Below are 20,397 nucleotides of genomic sequence, written 5' to 3' on the forward strand. Positions count from 1 at the left end.
TCCGACCACCGGCGCGTCCAGGATTTACCGCGGAACCGGAGCACACAACCGACCGGGCGGCGACCAACATAAACTTTAGCAAGTACAGGTGTCTCGTTCAAGGACAATCCCATCCACACGACTCGGCCAGTTGAGTCTTTTCTATCGCCGACCCCGGACTCGCAGCATTCCTGTCAGTTGGCTGTGAGACGGAAATAACTCAGTAGTAATCCGATGCCCTGCGGTCATCGAATCCGTGGATTCACCGGCAGCCGACCGGACTCCTCCCGACATAGCCCGAGGCCTTTGCCGGAACCACTGCCACCGGAATCCGAGAATCGCGGCGCCGGCCGGTCCGGAAGGTTGCGCGAGAAGGCGGCCACGGCCGTGGTGAACCCCGCGGCCGTGGCGCGCAGTCAGCTGGAGTCGTCTGTTCCGCGCCCTGATGCCAGGGCAGCGAGGGCGTCCAGCGCCCGGACCCACGACGTCGCGAGGTCGCTGACGACCTCCATGGCGGGGCCGTCCGGTCCACGGGACCATCGCGCCGTGAGCTCGGGACCGCCCGGACCGTCGAGAACCCTCACGATCAGGCTCACCGGGAAGGGATCGGGCTGCTCGGCGTTCCAGTCCGCGAAGAGCTCCTCGTCCTCCGCGGCGACCGCCCAGTCGGCCGTCTCGCCCCGTGTCAACCGGCCGACGTAGTTCAGGTAGACCGTGGGCAGCGGTGCGGCGGAGAGCTCGGGCGCGGTCCGCGGGTTGAGGAAGCGCAACATGCTGTAGTCGGTTCCGCCGTCGGGAACGGATGCCATGAGTGCGTGCACCCGGGCCGCCGCGGCGTCCACGGAACGCTCGCCGAACACGGCGCCGTCGGTGGCGTCCCGTTCGAGGAGGAACGGGAAGATCTCCGCCATCCAGCCGACCGTTCGGGACAGGTCGACATCCCCCACGATCTGCTCCTGCCGGCCGTGCGCCTGGACTGCGACGATCATCCCCGATGTCCCGCTCTCGCCTGGGCGGGTCCGGTCGGCGACGGCCAGGGACAGCGCGGCGAGCAGCAGCTCGTCCACACCGATGCCGAAACCGGCGGGCACCGTCGACAGAAGCGGCGCCGCCCGTTCCGCAGGCACGCTCACCGTCACCGCCTGGGCCGCGGCCGCACTCACCTGCCCGGCCGCACCCACCTGCCCGGCCGAGCCCTCCTGCCCGGCCGCCGAGCCGGTCTGCCCGGCGGATTCGGCAAGCCCGCCGGCCTCCACCGGATCCACGGGCCGGGCGACCCATTCCACGGGCGTGGCCCGGCCCAGCAGGTCCGACCAGAACGGCAGCCGTGACGCCGTCTCCGGGGCCCGCGCACGGTCGTCGAGGCGGCGCGCCCAGTCGGCGTACGAGACGGGAACCGGCGCGAGCCGGGGCGGTTCGCCTGCCGCGAGCGCCTGCCAGGCGGCCGCGAGATCCTCCAGCACGATCGACCAGGAGACACCGTCGATCAGGGCGTGATGGATGATCAACAGGAGTCGGCCCGGACGCGCGCCGCCCGCGTCCAGCCAGACGGCCCGGATGGCCTGCCCGGCGTCCGGATCGAGCTCGCGGTTGGTCGACGCCGCCAGCTCCGCGATCAGCGACCGACCGGCCTCGCTGTCGAAGCCGTCGCCCGAGGCGAGGTCAGTGGCGTCGACCCGCCGGATCCAGCCGCCGACGTCGACGCCGCCAGGCGGCGCGATCACCAGCGACCAGGCCGGACCGCCGTCCGCACCCACCGTCGCCGCGCCCGGGGGAAGCGCCAGCCCGCCGGGCAGGTCCGAGCGGACAAGCCTGGCCCGCAGGACGTCGTGCTGGTCGACGACGGCTGTGAGCACCCTGGTCAGCGTCGCGTGGTCCAGCCCGCAAGGCGTGCGCAGCAGCACCGGCGAGGAGAAGGACGCGAAAGCGTCCGTGCCGTCGCTCGTACGCCCGCGCCCGCGCGCCGACTGCAGCGCCGGGGTCGGTGGGACGACCACCGCCGCCGCGGCCTGGCCGGGCTGCGGGGCCTCCGGGCGCGGCGCGCGGCGCCGCACGACCGTCGCGAGCGCGCCAGGCGTGCGATGGCCGAACAGCAGCCGCGGAGTCACCACGAGACCGGCGGCGCGGATCCGGTTCACCAGCCGCATCGCGACGATGCTGTCGCCGCCGAGCGCGAAGAAGTCATCGTCGACGCCGACCTGGTCAACCCCCAGTACCTGCAGGAAGGTGTTGACCAGGATCTCCTCGATGTCGTTCGCGGGCGCGCGGCCGGCGGTGGCCGTCGCGGCACTCCCGTCACCGCGATCGTCGCCACCGGAGCCACCGGAGGTGCCAGAGCCACCGGAGCTGCCGGCGGCCACGAGGGCGGCGCGAGACGCGGTTGCCGCGGGGATCGCCGCCCAGCTCAGCCGCAGTGCGCTGAGCGGTACGGACGGATCCGCGGCCACCGCGGCGAGGACGTCCCGCAGGCGCTCGGCGATCCGGTCCACGCCGGCGCGGTCGAACAGGTCGTCACTGTAGGCGACGCCGATGGTCATACCGCCCTCGGCCCCGCCCCGTTCGATGAAGTCGAAGGACATGTCGAATTTGGCGTCCGCCCGCAGCACCGGTTCGGGACGTGCGCTGATGCCGTCGAACGCCAGCTCGTCGACGACATCGGACGCCGCGAGATACACGATCATGACCTGGAACAGGGGATGGCGGGCCAGCTGCCGCGGTGGGTTCACCGCCTCCACCACCCGGTCGAACGGCAGCTCCTGGTGGTCGAGCGCGGCGAGGTCACCCGCGCGGACCCGTCCGAGCAGCTCGCCGAACGACGGGTCGCCCGCCAGGTCGGTGCGCAGGACCACGGTGTTGAGGAAGAAGCCGACGAGGTCGTCGAGCGTGTCATCGGTCCGGCCGGCGACCGGGCTGCCGATGGGGATGTCCTCCCCCGCCCCCAGCCGGTGCAGCAGCGTCGCGACGGCTGCCCGCAGCACCATGAACATGCTCGCGTTGTGGGCCCGACCGACCGCGCGCAGCGCGCCGACGACGTCGTCGTCCAGGGAGATCTCGACGATTCCGCCGGTGTGGCTCGGCTCCGCCGGCCGCGGCCGGTCGGTGGGCAACGCCACCTCGTCAGGCAGGCCGGCCAGCGCGCCGCGCCAGAACTCCCTCGAGCGCGCGGCGGGGCTGGTGACATCGGACTCGTCGCCAAGCAGCCGCTGCTGCCACAGCGTGTAGTCGACGTACTGGACGGGCAGCGGCGCCCAAACCGGTGCGGCACCCGCCGCTCGCGCCCGATAGGCCACCGACAGGTCACGGGCCAGCGGACGGTCCGAACCCTCGTCCGCCGCGATGTGATGCACGAGGAACTGTGCGATGTGCAGCCGGGACGAGCAGCGGACGACGGTCACCCGCATCGGCGGCTCGTGCTCGAGATCGAAGGAATACGCCGCCGCCCGGGCGAGGATGTCCGCCAGGCCCGCCTCACCCGGCTCCGGCTCCAGTTCCAGCTCCGGTTCGGCGTGGTCCGCGCTCGTCGGCGGGATCCAGTCGACCACCTCGAACGAGATCCGTGCCCGGGAGGGATCGAGGACGCGCTGGAACGGCTCGCCGTCGGCGCTCGGGAAGACGGTGCGCAGCGACTCGTGCCGGGCCACCACGTCGTCCACCGCGGCGCGTAGGGCGGCCACGTCCAGCGGGCCGGTCAGCCGCCAGGTGATCGGGATGTTGTAGGTCGGGCTGGGGCCCTCCAGCTGCGCCAGGACCCACAGGCGCCGCTGCGCGGCCGACAGTGGTGGGTGTTCCGGCCGCTGGTGGCGGCCGACCGGCGGGCGGGCGGTGCCCGCCGCCTCCATCCGCCGTGCGAGCCCGGCCACCGTCGGCTCCTCGAAGACCGTGCGGGGTGTGATCTCCACCCCGAAGGTCGAGCGGATCGCCGCGCACAGCCGCATGACGAGCAGCGAATGGCCGCCGAGGGCGAAGAAGTCGTCGTCCCGGCCCACCCGCTCGACGCCGAGCACCGCGGCGAACCGCTCCGCGAGCAGCTCCTCGCGGGCGTCCCGGGGCCGCCGGCCGCCCGCCAGGGTCGGCGCGGCCGGTTCGGGCAGCGCCGCCCGGTCGAGCTTGCCGTTGACCGTGCGGGGCAGCCGCCCCAGCACGACGAATGCCTGCGGAACCATGTGCACCGGCAGCACCCGGGCCAGGTGGGCACGAGCGTTCTCGGTCAGCTCGTGCTCGGTCAGCTCGCGCTCGGTCAGCTCGCGCGCCGCCAGCTCGTGCGCCGCCAGCTCGTGCTCGGCCGGATCGCCCGCCGCCGGTTCCCGCTCCGCCGGCACGGCTGGGCCTGCCACCAGGTAGGCCACGAGCTGGAGGGCGGGCGGTGCGTCCGGGCGGAAGACGACCGCGGCCGCGTTGACACCGGCGACCGTCTCCACGGCACGCTCGATCTCCCCGAGCTCGATCCGGAAGCCCCGCAGCTTGATCTGGTCGTCGGTACGCCCGAGGAAGGCGAGTGCGCCGTCGGGCCGCCGCCGGGCCCGGTCACCGGTGCGGTACATCCGCTGGCCCGCCGGGCCGAACGGGTCGGCGACGAAACGGCCCGCGGTCAGGTCGGGGCGGCCCAGGTAACCCCGGGCCAGCCCGGGGCCGGCCAGGTACAGCTCGCCCGCCACCCCGTCCGGGACCGGCGAGAGCGCCGCGTCGAGAAGGTAGGCATACGTGTTGGCGATCGGCCCCGCCCAACCAGGCACATCCCGACCCTGGCCCTGGCCCGATGCGTCCTGGGCCGGTGCGTCCTGGGCCGGTGCGTCCTGGCCCGGTGCGTCCTGGGTGGGGTGGTCCGGATCGCCGGCCGGCTCGGGCCGCGGGTCGGTGCCGGCGCTGTGCCAGCCGTAGGCGTCGACCGAGTACTCGGTCGGCCCGTACAGGTCGTGGCTCACCATTCCCGGCGTCGACCGCAGCCGCTCCCACAGCGCCGGCGCGGTGGCCTCGCCGCCGACCATCAGCACCCCTGGCCGGTGGCCCTCGGCGCGGAGGAAGCCGTGGTCCAGCAGCTCCTGGAGGTAGGTCGGCGTCAGGTCGAGCACATCGATCCGCGCCCGCTCGATGTGGTCGACGAGCGCGGCCGCGTCCCGCGCGGTCGCTTCGCCGACCACATGGACCTCATGTCCGGCCAGCAGCCACAGCAGAGGCTCCCAGGAGCCGTCGAAGCTGAACGAGGCGGCGTGTACGACACGCTGGGCGCCGCGGTCCGGTCCGGCTGCCTCCTCGGCCGGCGCCATGAGGTCGACCGCGTGGGACGCGAAGAGGTTGGCCAGGCCACGGTGGGTGCCGACGACCGCCTTGGGGCGCCCGGTCGAGCCGGAGGTGTAGATGACGCTGGCGGCGCTGTCCGGCAGGGGTCGGGTGTACCCGGCGAACGCCCGGCCGGAGCCCTCGCCGTCCGCGGCTGTGCCGTCAGACAGCAGCACGACCTCGGCGGCGGCGGGCGGGAGGCGGTCGGCCAGCACCGCCGTGGTGAGCACGGCCACCGGGGCCGCGTCGGCCAGCACGAACGAGAGCCGTTCGGGGGGATGCTCGACGTCCAGTGGCAGGTAGCTCGCGCCGGCCGCCAGCACGCCGAAGATCGCCGGGACCATCAGCGCACGTGGCAGCGCAAGGGCGATCACCGTCTCCGGGCCGCCGCCGATCCCGTGCACGAGCCCGGCGATCCGGTCGACCTGCGCCGCGAGGTCGGTGAACGTGGCCCGGCCCGTGTCGGTGACCAGCGCGACCCGGTGGGGGAACGCGGCCACGGCCCGTTCGAGCAGGTCCACCACCGTGTCACCGCCCGGGGGCAGTTCTCGCCGGGGGCCGGCCGCCGCGCGCAGCGCCGCCGCGCGCTCGCGGTCGTCCACGATCTCCAGCTGGCTGACCGGCCGGTCCGGCTCGGCGACGAGCCCGGCCAGCAGGCGGGTCAGCCGGTCGGCCAGCCGGGCGCCGCCGGCCGGTTCGATCACGTCGGTGGCGAACTCGACCAGAATCGTGATCTCGTTGCGCGCGGCACGGTCGACGAAGGTCACGTCCAGGTCGAACTTGGCTGTCCCGACCTCCGGGTTGATCCAGGTGACCGGCCCGCCGAGCAGGTCCCGGTCGTCCTCGGCGAGGTGGTGGTAGCCCGCCATCACCTGGAACAGCGGGTTCACCCCGGGCACGCGGCGCGGGTTGACCGCGGCGACCACGTCCTCGAAGGGGAGGTCCTGGTGGTCGAAGGCGGCCAGGTCGGTGCTGCGGGTCCGCGCCAGCAGCTCCCGGAAGGTCGGATCGCCGCCCAGGTCGGACCTGATCACCAGGGTGTTGACGAAGAAGCCGACGAGCCGTTCGAGCGCCGTGTCGGTCCGCCCGGCGATGGGAACGCCGATCGGGATGTCGTCACCCGACCCGAGCCGGTGCAGCAGGACGGCGATGGCCGCGTGGGTGAGCATCGACATGCTCGTCCCGGTCCGGGAGCACAGCTCACGCAGGCCGGTCGCGACCGCGCCCGGCAGGACGCGGACCACCCGTCCGGACGCCCCGTCGCGCACCGCTGGCCGTGGCCGGTCCAGCGGCAGCCCGATCTCCTCCGGCAGGCCGCGCAGGGCCTCCAGCCAGAACGCGCGCTGCCGGGTGGCCAGGCTGTCCTTGGCGGCCGGATCGCCGAGCAGAGCGGTCTGCCAGAGGGTGTAGTCGGCGTACTGGACCGGCAGCGGAGCCCATTCCGGCGCCGCACCGGCCCGCCGCGCGGTGTAGGCGGCGTCCAGATCCAGCAGGAACGGCCGGTCCGACCATTCGTCGGTCGCGATGTGGTGCAGGATCACGACCAGTGTGTCGCCGGTGTCGCCGCGCAGCACCATCAGCCGCAGCGGGATCTGCGCGGTCAGGTCGAACGGCTCCGCCGCCGCCTGGGAGATGCGGGCGGTCACCTCGTCCCGCGCACAGTTCTCGACGGTGAGACGGGGCCGGGCGGTGGTCGGGTCGAGGATCCGCTGGTAGGGCTCGCCGTCGACGACGTCGACGACGGTGCGCAGCGCCTCGTGCCGCTCCAGCAGGTCACCGACGGCCGCGTGCAGCGCCTCGACGTCGACCCGCCCGGCGATCTGGAACGCGATCGGGTAGTTGTAGGCGGTCGAGCCGTCGCCGGCCGAGGACGTCAGCTGGTCGACCAGCCACAGCCGGCGCTGCGCCGCGGAAAGCGGGATCCGGTCGGGGCGCTCACCGGCGACCAGCGGCGGGCGGGTGGTCGCGGGTGCCTGGCCGGCCACCTTCGCCGCCAGGGTCTCGACCGTGGGGGCGTCGAACAGGTCGCGGATGGCCAGGTCGATCTCCAGCGTGGCCCGCGCCCGGCTGACCACCCGGGTCGCGAGCAGCGAGTGGCCGCCCAGGGCGAAGAAGTTGTCGTCGGCCCCGACCTCGGGCAGACCGAGGACGTCGGCGAACAGGTCGGCCAGGGCCTGCTCCAGCGCGGTGGCCGGTGCCCTCCCGGAGCTTGTCGCCACCGGCTCGGCCGGCGGCAGCGCCGCCACGTCGAGCTTGCCGTTGGCGTTGCGGGGAATCGCCGGCAGCGGCACGAAGGCCGACGGGACGAGGTAGTCGGGCAGCAGGGCGGCGAGGTCGGTACGCAGGCGACCGACGATCGCGGCGGCGGCGCGGGCCGCCGTCGGGTCGTTCGTCACCGCCACGCCCGGCGCGGGCCGGGAAGCGGGATCGTCGGCTGGTCGGACCACCGGCAGCGCCCGCGGGCCGGAACCCCGCACGAACAGGGCGTCGAGCCGCCCGGGGTCGTCCGGGCACGGGGTGAGAGCGGCCTCGTAGCCGAGGCTGTCGGCCAGCTCGTACAGGTCCTGCGGCTCGACCGTGGCCGCGGCGGACGCCGTCGGGCCTTCCGCCGCGACGACCTCGGCGGCGGCGAGCTCGGCCGCGATCCGGGCGTCGGGAATACCGGCGAGTCGCACCCGTGCCGGTGCTTCGGCGCCCAGCAGCGCGCCGAGGCTCTCAAGGTCACCGGTGTCGACGCCCCAGGCCAGCGAGCGCGGCTCGGACGACGCGGTACCGGCATCGGTCCCGGCATCGTCCGACGCGGTCCCGGCGTCGCCGTCGAACACACCGGACCGCAGCACCACGTCGTACCGGTGCCTGGTCAGCTCGTTGCCGAAGCGTCCCCGCCGGACGCGCACCGACACCTCCAGGCCCTCCTCGGCGGCGATCCCGAGGAAGAACGCCGGTGCCACCACCAGCTCCTTCTCCAGCAGCATGCGCCGGTCCACCGCGGCGGTGAGCCCGGTCGAGGCGACGGGCCTGCCGCCGGAGCGGGCGAGCTCGATCGCGGTGTGGAAGATCCGCAGTCGACCCAGGTCGCGGACGTCGCCGACGAACAGCGAGCCGCCCGGGGCCAGCAGGGCGAGCGCGGAGCGCAGCACCGAGGCCAGGTAGCCGGCGCTCGGGAAGTACTGGATCACCGAGTTGATGATGATCGTGTCGAAGTAGCCCGCGGGCAGCCCGTCGGTGACATGCGCCGGCTGGTTGCGCAGCTCCACCCGGCCGAAGCGATCCGGGTCGGTGGCCAGCTCGGCGCGCAGTTTCGCGATGACCGGCGCGGCGAGGTCGGTGCCCCAGTAGGCCTCGACCTCGGGTGCGAGCCCGCCGAGCAGGAGGCCGGTGCCGACACCGATCTCCAGGACGCGCCGGGGTTCCAGCGCCCGGATCCGGTCGAGGGTGGCCGCCCGCCATTCCCGCATGTGCTCGAACGGGATCGGTTGGCCGTCGTAGCTGGAGTCCCAGCCGGCGAAGTCCTCGGTGAGCGCGGCGGTCGGGATTCGCTCGTACTCGTCGCTGTAGATCTGGCGCCACTCGCCGACCTGGTCGTCCTCGCTCGCGGCGGTCTCGGCGGCCGACCGCTCCGCCGGCACGACGTAGGCGACGAGCCGCTTGGAGCCCGGCAGGGCCGGGTCGTCCGTGGCGATCACCGCCGACTGGCTGACCGCCGGGTGGCTGTCGAGAGCGAAGGTCACCTCCCCGAGCTCGATCCGATGGCCGCGGATCTTCACCTGGTCGTCGGTCCGCCCGAGGAAGTCGATGTTGCCGTCGACGCGGCGGATGGCCAGGTCACCGGTGCGGTACATCCGGTCACCGGCCCGGAACGGGTCGGCGACGAACCGGGTGGCGGTCAGGCCGAAGCGGTCGAGGTAGCCGCGGGCCAGGCCGTCGCCGGCGATGTACAGCTCGCCGGGGGCGCCGTCGGGCACCGGGCGCAGCCACCGGTCGAGCACGTAGATGCTGGTGTTGCGGATCGGCCGGCCGACGGTCGGCGTCGGGCTGTCCGCCGTCGGGGCACCGAGCGTGTTGATCGTGTACTCGGTCGGCCCGTACAGGTTGTAGCCGGTCGTGTCAGCCGTGTCGCGCAGCCGGTTCCAGACCGAGTCCGGGACGGCTTCGCCGCCCAGCATGACCAGGGGCGGCCGATGGCGCCCCCCGGCCGGTTCCGCGCCGGCGGGATCCTCGTCGCGGTCGAGCAGGCCGGACTCGAACAGATGGGCCGCGTAGGTCGGCGTCACGTTGACGACGTCGATCCGGTGCCGGTCGCAGTAGGCGACGAGGCCTTCGGCGTCCCGGCGCAGGTTCTCGTCGCAGATGTGCACCTCGTGGCCCTCGACGAGCCAGAGCAGCTCCTCCCAGGACATGTCGAAGGCGAACGACACGGTGTGCGCGATCCGCAGCCGGCGCCCGCCGGCCGCCGCCACCGTCGGAGTGAAGATCTCCTCCTGGTGGTTGAGCCACATGTTGGTCAGGCCCCGGTACGGCGTCACGACGCCCTTGGGCCGGCCGGTCGAACCCGACGTGTAGATCACATATGCCGGGTGCTCGAGCCGGTCCGCCCGGTCACGGGCGAAGGCGCCGAGCTCGGCGTCCGACAGCGCGCCTGACCCGGCCGCGGCCAGCTCGGCGGCCACCGCGCCCTGGTCGAGGACCAGCCAGGTCGCGCTCCCAGCGCCCGGTGTGTCCGCGGTGGCCGGCACGTCCGCGTCGGCTGGCACAGCCGCGTCCGCTGGCGCACCCGCCAGGTAGCGGGCGGTCGCCCTGGTGGTGACGAGGATCGCCGCCCGCGCGTCGACCACCATCTCCAGCAGGCGTGCCGGCGGGTGGTCCAGCTCAAGTGGCAGATAGGCGGCGCCGGTGCGCAGGACGGCGAACAGCGCGACGACCATGTCGACCGTCCGGCCGAGCCCGAGCGCCACCACCGTCTCCGGCCCGGCGCCCCGCGCGATCAGCAGCCTCGCCAGCTGGTTGACCCGGTCGTCGAGCTCCCGGTAGGTCAGCCGCTGCTCATCCAGGACCAGCGCCACCTGCCCGTCGAGGCGCTCGGCCGAAACGGCGAGCAGGTCGGCGATGGTCTCGGTGCCCGTCGGCCGCGTCGGCACCGCCAGGGCCTCCTCCAGCCGGGCCCGCTCCGCGGGCAGCAGGGCGTCCAGGGATCCGACCGGGGTGTCAGGGTGGTCGGACAACGCGCCGACCAGCGCCAGGAGGCGGTCGAACAGGGCCTGCGCCGTCTCGGGCGCGACCACGTCCGCGCGGTACTCCAGCCGCGCGGTGATGCGCGCGCCCGGGAACAGCACGAAGGTCAGCGGGAAGTGGGTGTGGTCGAGGCTGGTCCCGCCGGTGATCCCGTGCCGGGCGCTGGTCTCGTCGTTCGCCACCTCGTCGATGAAGTTCTGCAGGACGTACAGCGTGTCGAACAGCACGGGATGACCGCTGGCCTGCTGGATCTCCCCGAGCCCGAGGTACTCGTGGTCGAGCAGGTCCAGTCGCTGCCCGGTGATGCGGCGCAGCAGGTCGCCGACCGACTCGCGGGGATCGAGCCGGACCCGGACCGGCACCGTGTTCAGGAACAGCCCGACGACCTCTTCGATGCCCTCGACCTCGGTCGGCCGGCCGGCGACGGTCGTGCCGAACACGATGTCGTCCGACCCGGTCGCCGACGCCAGGACCAGCGCGAGCGCGGCGTTGAAGAGCGTGTTCAGGGTCACGCCCTGAGCGCGGGCGGCTGCCCGCGCCGCGGTCGCGGTCGCCTCCGGCAGCTCGGCGGTGATCCGGCCCGGGGCGACCGGTGGCAGGCCACGCGCGGCCGGCACCACCAGCGTCGGCTCCTCCAGGCCGGCCAGCGCCGACCGCCAGGCACGTCCGGTGGCCTCGGTGTCCTGCTCCCGCAGCCAGGCCAGGTAGTCCCGGAAGGAACCCCGCGGAGCGGGGGGCGCCGCCGCACCGCCCTCGGCCGCGTACAGCCCGAGCAGGCCCTCGACGACGAGGGCGCCCGACCAGCCGTCCCACAGCAGCACCTGGCGGTTCACGATCAGCCGGTCGTGCCGCTCCCCGAGGTGGAGGACGGTCAGCCGGAACAGCGGCGGCCGGGCGACGTCGAACGGGCGGGCCCGGTCGGCCGCGGCGATCCGCTCGGCCTCGGCCGCCCGTTCGGGCTCGGCCAGCCCGGACAGGTCGACTTCGGTGACCGGCGCGGGCAGCTCAGCCGCGATGACCTGCACCGGCTGGGGCAGACCGTCGCTGAGGAAGCCCGCGCGCAGCGTCGGGGTCCGGGCCATGAGCGCCGCGCAGGCCCGGCGCATCCGCTCGGCGTCGAGACGGTGGTCGAAGTCGAGGGAGAACTGGGCGGTGTACGCGTCACTCGTCTGGTCCAGGGACCATTGGAAGTACAGGCCCTCCTGCAACGGTGAGAGCGGCCAGACGTCCTCGACCGCCGCCGGGAAGTCGCGGGAGATCCGTTCCCGGTCCTCATCCGAGAGCGCGACGAGCGCGGCGGACGTCTCGGGCGGCGGGTCCGGGAGCCGCTCGGACGCGGATTCGGGCCGCGGGGGCGCGAGCGTGGCCAGCTCCAGCAGGGCGTCCCGGAAACCGGTGGCGAGGCGTGCTGTCTGCGGTTGCGACAGAACGGTCGTCAGGTAGGTGAAGGTCGCCCGAAGCACCGGGCCCTCGGCCGTCTCCACGCCGACCACGTCGACGGTCAGCGGGTAGCCGACACCCAGACCGGGGTCGGGCGCGGCGGCGAGCGCGTCGAACTCCTGCGCGGGCCCCCAGTCGGCGCGTTGGTCGGCACCGAAGCGGCCCAGGTAGTTGAACAGGATCTGGGGCCGACCGGCGCGGGCCAGAACCGGCCCGGCCAGCGGGTTGGCGTAGCGCAGCGGGCCGAAACCAGCACCGCTGTCCGGGGCAGCCCGCAGGCTCGCCGCCACCTCTGCGAGCGTCGCGCGCGCGTCCTCCCGCACCGGTCCCAGCCGGACCGGCGCGATGCTGGTGAACCAGCCGACCGTGCGGGACAGGTCCAGGCCGGGGACGATCTCCTCGCGCCCGTGCCGCTCGAGATCGACGAGCAGCTCGCCGTCGGCGTCCTCCCGGCCGGCGCCACGGTCGTCATCGGTCGGGCGGACCGGGACCGCCAGCCGCAGGCCGGCGAGCAGCACCGCGGTGACCTCGGTACCGGTCGCCGCGGGAACACCGGTGAGCAGGGCCGAGGAGGCCTGCGTGGGCAGCTCGACGACGAGGCGTTCGGTGTCGGCGGCCGTCCCGACCGCGGCGGGTCCCAGCGCGGCCGCGGCCGAGGTACCCGCGGCGGTGAGCGCGGGCGCGGATTGGCCGAACGGGCGTCCGCCCGGCGCGAGCGTCGCCAGCCAGTGGGTCAGCTCGGCGAGCCGGTCCGGTGCGGTCGCGTACCCGGCGATCACCTCGCTGAACGCCTTCAACGACGTGCCGACCGCGCCGAGCCGCGCCGGCCGGCCGGCGCTGGCCGCCGCATACGCGGCCTCGAGGTCGGCGAGCAGGATCCGCCACGACACCCCGTCCACGACGAGGTGGTGGGCGACGATCACCAGCCGGCCGGGTTCGGCCGGACCGGCGTCGAGCCAGACCGCGCGGACCATCACGCCGGCGTCCGGGTCCAGGCCACCGGCGGCCGATTCGGAGGCGGCCGCGATGGCCCCGCGCAGCCCGGCCGGCGCGAGCCCGGCGACGTCGACGCGGGTCAGCAGATCGGCGTCGGCCGTGCTTCCCGGCGCGCCGGTGCCCGTGGCGGGTGGATCGATCTGGAACAGCCAGATGCCCGGCGCGGGCCGCAGCAGCCGGGTCCGCAGGGCGTCGTGGTGCACGAGGATCGCGCCGAGCGCGGCCCGCAACGACACCTCGTCGGCACCGGCCGGCGTCCGGATGAGAAATGCCTGGTTGTAGCGCTGGATCTCGCCGCCCCAGTCGGCGAGCTGGGCCACGATCGGCGGTGGGGTCAGCAGGCCGGTCGAGGTCGGCGTCCCCGGGAGTCCCGGGACCACGGCTGTCTCGGACGGCGTGGCTGTCCCGGATGGCGCGCCTGCCTCGGCCGCGGTGGACGTCCCGGCTGGTGCGGCCGGGGTGCGCCCTGCCACGAGCGACGCGAGCGCGGCCGGAGTCCGCTGGACGAAGACCTCGCGCGGGGTGAGCGCAACGCCTTCGCGGCGCGCCCGGTTGACCAGCTGGATCGCGATGATGCTGTCACCACCGAGCGCCACGAACTCGTCGTCGGCGCCGACCCGGTCCAGTCCCAGAACGTCGGCGAACACCGCGCACAGGGCACGTTCCAGATCGGTGGCGCCCGACCGGGCCGAGGTGGCCGCGGTCGGGTCCGGCGCCGGCAGCGCGGCCCGGTCGAGCTTCCCGTTGCTGGTCAGCGGCAGCGCGTCGAGGACGACGACCGCCGACGGGACCATGAAGTCCGGCAGCGCCGCCGCGGCCCGCGCCCGCAGTGCCGGGCCGTCGACCTGGTGGCCCGCCCGCGGCACGGCGTACGCGACCAGCCGGTGCCGGCCGGCGTCGTCCGCACGCGCGATGACGACCGCCCGTTCCACCGCCGGATCGGCGGCCAGGACCGCCTCGATCTCACCCGGCTCGATGCGGAAGCCGCGGATCTTGACCTGGTCGTCGGCGCGGCCGAGGTATTCCAGCGCGCCGTCCGGACCCAGCCGGGCCAGGTCGCCGGTGCGGTACATCCGCTCGCCGGGGTTGCCGTACGGATCGGCCACGAACCGGGTGGCGGTGAGGCCGAACCGGCCCAGGTACCCGCGCGCGAGCTGGGCGCCGCTGACGTAGACCTCCCCCGGCACGCCCGGCGGGACCGGGGTGAGGTGGCGGTCGAGGATCCGAGCCCGCAGGCCCGGCAGCGGCTCGCCGATCAGGCCTCGCCGGGCGGCGGCACCGGCGGCGCTGTCCCGGTCCAGCGGCAGGTACGTGACGTGCACCGTGGTCTCGGTGATCCCGTACATGTTGACCAGGGTCGGCGCGTCGTCCGGATGCCGCTCGTACCACGGTGCCAGCCGGCTGGTGTCCAGCGCCTCACCGCCGAAGATCACCAGCCGGAGGCTCAGCTCGTGGGGCCCGCCGGCGCCCGGATCGTCGCGATCGGCGTCCATCAGCGTGGCGAAGGCCGAAGGGGTCTGGTTGAGGACGGTGACGGACTCCCGCCGCAACAGGTCGAGGAACTGTCCCGGTGAGCGGGAGACCTCGTGGTCGACCACCACGAGCCGGCCGCCGTACAGCAGCGGGCCCCACAGCTCCCACACGGAGAAGTCGAACGAGACCGAGTGGAAGAGCGTCCAGACGTCGGAGGAGCCGAAGTGGAAGTGCCGCTGGCTGTCGGCGAACAGCCGCACCACGTTGCGGTGCGGCACCTGCGCGCCCTTCGGCCGGCCGGTCGACCCGGACGTGTAGATCACGTAGGCGAGATTGTCGGGCCGGGCCCGGCCGGCCGGGTCGAGCGGACCGGACTGCTGCTGCCCGGACTGCTGCTGCCCGGTCAGGGCCGCGTCGACCAGCGGATCGTCCAGCACGACCATCGGCACGCCGATGCGGGGCGGTAGCGTCGTCCGGGTGGCCGCCGTCGTCACCGCGCACACCGGTGCCGCGTCACGCAGCATGAACGTGATCCGGTCCGCGGGGTAGGCCGGGTCGACCGGCAGGTAGGCGCCGCCGGCCTTGAGCACGGCGAGCAGGCTCACGACCAGGTCGAGTGACCGGGGCAGCGCCACGGCCACGATCGACTCCGGCCCGACGCCGCGCTGGCGCAGCAGCCGGGCCAGCCGGTCCGCCCGCGCGTCGAGCTCGGCGTAGGTCAGCTCCGTCTCGCGCCAGCGCAGCGCGACCGCGTCCGGGGTCCGGCGGGCCTGGGCCTCGAAGAGGTCGGGCAGGGTGGCCGCCGTCGCGTCGCCAGCCGGCAGGACACCGGCTGGCAGGACACCGGCCGCCGCGGGCGCCGGAGCGAGGGCGGCGAGACCGCGCTCGGCGGCGGGAACGGCCGTCACGGCCCCGATCGGGCGGTCCGGGTCGGCCGCGATCTCCGCCAACAGCAGGAGCAGGCGGTCGGCCAGCCCGGCGACGGTCACGTCGTCGAGGACACCGTCGGAGTAGCTGAAGGTCAGCCGCAGCCGGTCCCCGGGAATCACCCGGATGGTCAGCGCGTAGTGGGTCCCGTCATGGCCGTCGACGGCTTCGAGCCGCGGGCCGCCCGGTGGGATCAGCGTCGCCGTGTCGAACGGGTAGGACTCGAGGACGAGCAGGCTGTCGAACAGCTCACCCCGCCCGATCGACGTCTGGATGTCGGCCAGGCCGACGTGCTGGTGGGCGAACATCCGGGCCTGGGTGACCCGTGGGTCCGCCAGCAGCGCGGCGAACGTCATCCGCGCGCTCACCGTGACCCGCACCGGGACGGTGGTGACGAACAGCCCGATCATGGACTCGACCCCGGGCAGCTCCGGTGGTCGGCCCGCGGTCGCCGCGCCGAAGACGACATCGTCACGCCCGACCGCGCGGACGAGCGCGACGCCGTACGCCGCGCGCAGGATGGTGCTCAGCGTGACGCCTCGCTCGCGGGCGAGCGAGCCCAGCCGGGCGGTCAGCTCGGGGCCGACCTCCCGCTCGAGGGCGGCCGCCGAGCCGCCGGCCCTCGTCCCGCCGGCGGCGGTCAGGCCGGCAAGCAGGGTCGGTTCTTCGAGATCGGCCAGCTCGTCGCGCCAGGCATCGTGGGCGGCGCCGGAGTCCTGAGCCCGCAGCCAGCGCAGGTAGTCCGCGTACGGGCGTGGCGCCGGCAGCCGTGCGGCGACGGCCGCCGGGCCGGCCGGGTCCGCGGCCAGGGTGAACAGCTCACGTAGCAGCAACGGCAGCGACCAGCCGTCGACGATGAGGTGGTGGGCGCAGACAGCCAGCCGCGCGCTGTCCGGCCCGGTGCGGATCCACAGGAAACGCAGGAGCGGCGGCTGCGCCAGGTCGAACCGGGCCACCCTGTCGGCCGAGACGAGCCGCTCCATCTCGGCCACCTGCTCGGCGGCCGGCCAGGCGGAGAGGTCGACGACCGTCCATTCCGGTTCCGCCTCGGCGACGATGACCTGGGCCGGCGCACGGCCGTCGGACAGGACCGCGGCGCGCAGCAGGGGGTGCCGCTCCAGCAGGACCCGGGAAGCGGCCCGCAGGCGACCGGGGTCGGGATCGCCCCGCAGGTCGAGGACGAACTGGACGACGTAGACGTCAGGCGTGTCCTCACCGTCGACGAGGCGCTGGAACAGCATGCCCGCCTGCGACGGCGACAGCGGCCACACGTCGGTCAGGCCGGGCAGCCGGGCCCGCCAGCGCTCGACGTCGTCCGGATCGACCGAAGGCAGCTCCGGGAGCGCGGACGTCGAACCGACCGCCGCCGTGCCCGCCGTGTCCGCGGCGCCCGCGCCGCCCGCCGCACCCGCGCCGCCCGGCTGATCCACAGCGGCGGCTGCCGCGGCGTCCGCCACCGTGGCCAGGCCGGCGACGGTGGGCGTGGCGAAGACGTCCGCGAGTGCCACCGTCACCCCGGCCGCCGCCGCGCGGGTGACCACGGAGAAGGCCAGGATGCTGTCGCCGCCACGATGGAAGAAGTCCTGGTCGACGCCGATGTCGGGCTGGCTCAGCACGGCCGCGAAGACGTCGCGCAGGATCTCCTCGGTCCGGGTGGCGGGCGTCCGTCCGGACTGGGCCGCCGCACCGAACTCGGGCGCGGGCAGGGCGCGCCGGTCGAGCTTCCCGCTGGGGGTGATGGGCAGTATGGGCAGCACCACGAATGCCGCCGGCACCATGTAGCCGGGCAGGAACGACGCGGCGTGCGCACGCAGCTGGTCGGTGAGCGCCCCGGTTTCGGCCGGGGTGGCCGCCGGGACGACGTAGGCGACAAGCGCGCGTCCCGCCGGCCCGTCCTCCCGCGCGATGACGGCGCAGCGCGCGACCGCGGGGTGGCGCGCCAGCACCGTCTCGATCTCCCCCGGCTCGATCCGGAAACCACGGATCTTGACCTGGTCGTCCGAACGGCCGGCGAGGAGCAGCTCACCGTCCGCGGTCCAGCGGGCGAGGTCACCGGTTCGGTACATCCGCTCGCCGAAGCCGAACGGGTTCGCCACGTAACGGTTGGAGGTCAGCGCCGGGCGGGCCAGGTAGCCATGGGCCACGCCGGAACCGGTGAGGTAGAGCTCGCCGATGACGCCAGGCGGCACCGGCATCAGCGCGCCGTCCAGCACGTAGGCCCGGGTGTTGCGCAGCGGCGTGCCGACCGTGATCCGCTCGCTCTCGCCCGCTGACTCGCGCACCTCACCGGTCGTCGCCCAGACCGTCGTCTCGGTGGGGCCGTACACATTGGTCAGGCTCGCCGCGCGGGTGCGCAGCTCCCGCGCGAGGTCGACGGTCAGCGGCTCGGCGCCGCACAGGACCCGCACGCCGGGGTAGGGAGCGGTGTCGGCGGCAAGGATGGAACGCCAGCGCGACGGGGTCGCCTGGGCCAGCGTGACCGCGCCGACGCTCAGGAGCTGGGCAAGCTCCGAGGGGTCCCGCGCCGCCTCACTGGCGACGAGATGGACCGAGGCGCCGACGGTCAGCGGCGCGAGCAGCTCGACGGTGCTCGGGTCGAACGCCAAGGTGGTCGCGGCCAGCACGCGGTCAGCCGGCCCGATCCCCACGGTCTCGGTGAACTCCGTCAGGAAACCCGACAGCGATCGATGGCCGACCAGGACGCCCTTGGGCCGGCCGGTCGAGCCCGACGTGTAGATGACGTACACCGGGCTGTCCGGGGCGATGGCAGGCGGCCACGGCGCGGACGCGGATTCGGATTCGGGCTCCGGTGCCATCTCGGACACCGGTGCCGGCTCGGACACCGGTGCCGGCTCGGACACGGGTGCCGGCTCGGACACCGGTGCCGGCTCGGACACCGGTGCCGGCTCGGACACGGGTGCCGGCTCGGACACGGGTGCCGGCTCGGACACGGGTGCCGGCTCGGACACGGGTGCCGGCTCGTCGACGAGAACGAGGCGGGTCCCCGACGCGAGCGGGATCCCGGGAGCCAGCTCGCGCGTCGTGACCAGCACCGCCGCCGCCGCGTCCTCGACCATCAGGGCGAGGCGGTCGGGTGGGTAGTCGACGTCGAGCGGAAGGTAGGCGGCGCCGGCGCGGCCGGTGGCCGCAAGCGCGACCACCAGCTCGATCGATCGGGGCAGGGCGATCCCGACGATGGAGCCCGGCCGGGCGCCGCGGGCGGCCAGTCGCCGCCCGAGCGCGTCAGCCGCGGCGGCCAGCTCACCGTAGGAGATCGAACGCTCGGCGGTGACCAGGGCCGTCCGGTCCGGGTCGGCCTCGGCCCAGGACATGAAGGGCGCCACCCACGGCTCGCCCGGCGTCGGGCCCGCCGCGGTGCCGGTCCCCGCCGCGGTGCCGGTCCCCGCCGTGGTGCCGGTCCCCGCCGCGGTGCCGGTCCCCGCCGCGGTGCCGGTCCCCGCCGTGGTGCCGGTCCCCGCCGTGGTGCCGGTCCCCGCCGTGGTGCCGGTCCAGGCGCCCACGAGGTGGGCGTGCTCGTCCGGCGTGAGCAGGTCGATGAAGCCGATCGCCGCGGCCGGGTCGGCGAGCGCCGCGGTGAGCAGCCGCTCCAGCCGTGCTCCGAGGGAGCGTGCGAACACCCCGGACACCGAGCCCGGCTGGAATGTCGTCTCCAGTTCGAGCGAGTCGGCCCCGTCGGGCCCGGTACCGATCTCGGCCACGACCATCAGCGGGAACTGCGCCGTGCCGTTGTGCAGGGGACGGCGCTCACCACGCAGGCCATCGCCGTCACCCTGGCTCGAGCCGCCGCGCAACGCGGCGGCGGCCTGCGTGCGGACGGCGAACATCGTGCTGAACAGGCTGGACACGCCGTCTGACCGGTCGGGGTTGAGCTCGCGCACGACGTCCGCGAGGTCGACGTCAGCGTGCGCGAACGCGCCCCGGCAGACGTCACGGGTCCGCCGCAGCAGGTCGGTGAAGCTGTCCATCGGTCCCACCGGGAGACGCAGGCAGATCGTGTTGCCGAAGTAGCCGATGACGCCCTCGGTCGCGGCACCCTCCCGGTTCACGACCGGCGAGCCGACGGTGACGTCGGTCGCCCCGGTCACCCGGTGGATCAGCGCCGTGTAGGCGGCCAGCAGCACCATGAACGGTGTCGCGCCGTGGGCGGTCGCGAGTTCGCGGACCTGCCCGGCGAGCTCCCCTGCCGCGAGGTGGACGACCTGCCGGCCGGTGTCACGACGGCCCTGGGCCGCAGCGACCGGCAGGTCGGCAGGGTCGCGGTCGTCGGCGTCCGGCCCCGGCAGCCGCACGGGTTCGGCCAGCGGCAACAGCCGGTTGCGCCAGTAGGTGAGGCCCTCTGTCGGAACTGGTTGGTCCGCGACCGGGGCCGCGGCGTCGAGGAACTGGACGGCGGCGCCGGCGCCCGCGCCGTCCTTCCCGGCGTAGGCGGCCTGCAGGTCGCCGAAGAAGACGTCCCAGGACGCGTCGTCCCAGGCGATGTGATGGGCGGCGAGTGCCAGGGTGTGCAGCTGCGGACCGTGCCGCAGCAGGGTGACCCTCAGCGGCGACTCGGCGGTCAGGTCGAACGGGCGCCGCGCCGCTGCCAGCGCGATCGCGCGCGCACGCCCGCCCGGTTCCGCGGCCGGCTCGGCCGAGAGATCCACGCTGTGCCACGCCGGCAGGATGTCGTCCCGGACCACCTGCTGCAGCTGCCCGTCCGAGGTGGCCCGGTAGGTCGTGCGGAGGATCTCGTGCCGACCGGCGACGGCGTTCAACGCGCGGTTCAGGGCTTCCGGGTCAAGCGGGCCGGTCAGCTCGAAGGCGGCCGAGATCGTGTAGGCGGCGCTGGTGGGGTCAAGCCGTGACAGGAACCACATGCGGCGCTGCGCCGGACTGACCGGGTGCCCCTGGCCGGCTGTCCGGCGAGGCCGGTCGCCGACGCCACCCACCGGGTCGCGCGTCAGCCGCTCGGCAGCCAGCTGACGGCGAAGCAGGTCGCGCCTGCGCTGCGCGGAGTCGGGACTCGCCACAGTGGACGTCCTTCCGGTGATGAGGCTCGGGACGAGGGGCATC

The 20,397-nt window shown here is 74.3% G+C and carries 1 protein-coding gene; it reads right to left on the reverse strand.

Translation table 11 applies throughout. The features are described 5' to 3' along the window. Nucleotides 1-395: 395 nt before the first annotated feature. The gene (locus FREUN1FDRAFT_RS13205) at nt 396-20,354 is read right to left on the reverse strand and encodes a non-ribosomal peptide synthetase (protein ID WP_006540556.1); all 19,959 of its coding nucleotides are present in this window, start codon (nt 20,352-20,354) and stop codon (nt 396-398) included. Between the last annotated feature and the right edge of the window lie 43 nt (nt 20,355-20,397).

Origin of the sequence: Parafrankia sp. EUN1f (assembly GCF_000177675.1) — a bacterium.
Taxonomy (GTDB): Bacteria; Actinomycetota; Actinomycetes; order Frankiales; family Frankiaceae; genus Parafrankia.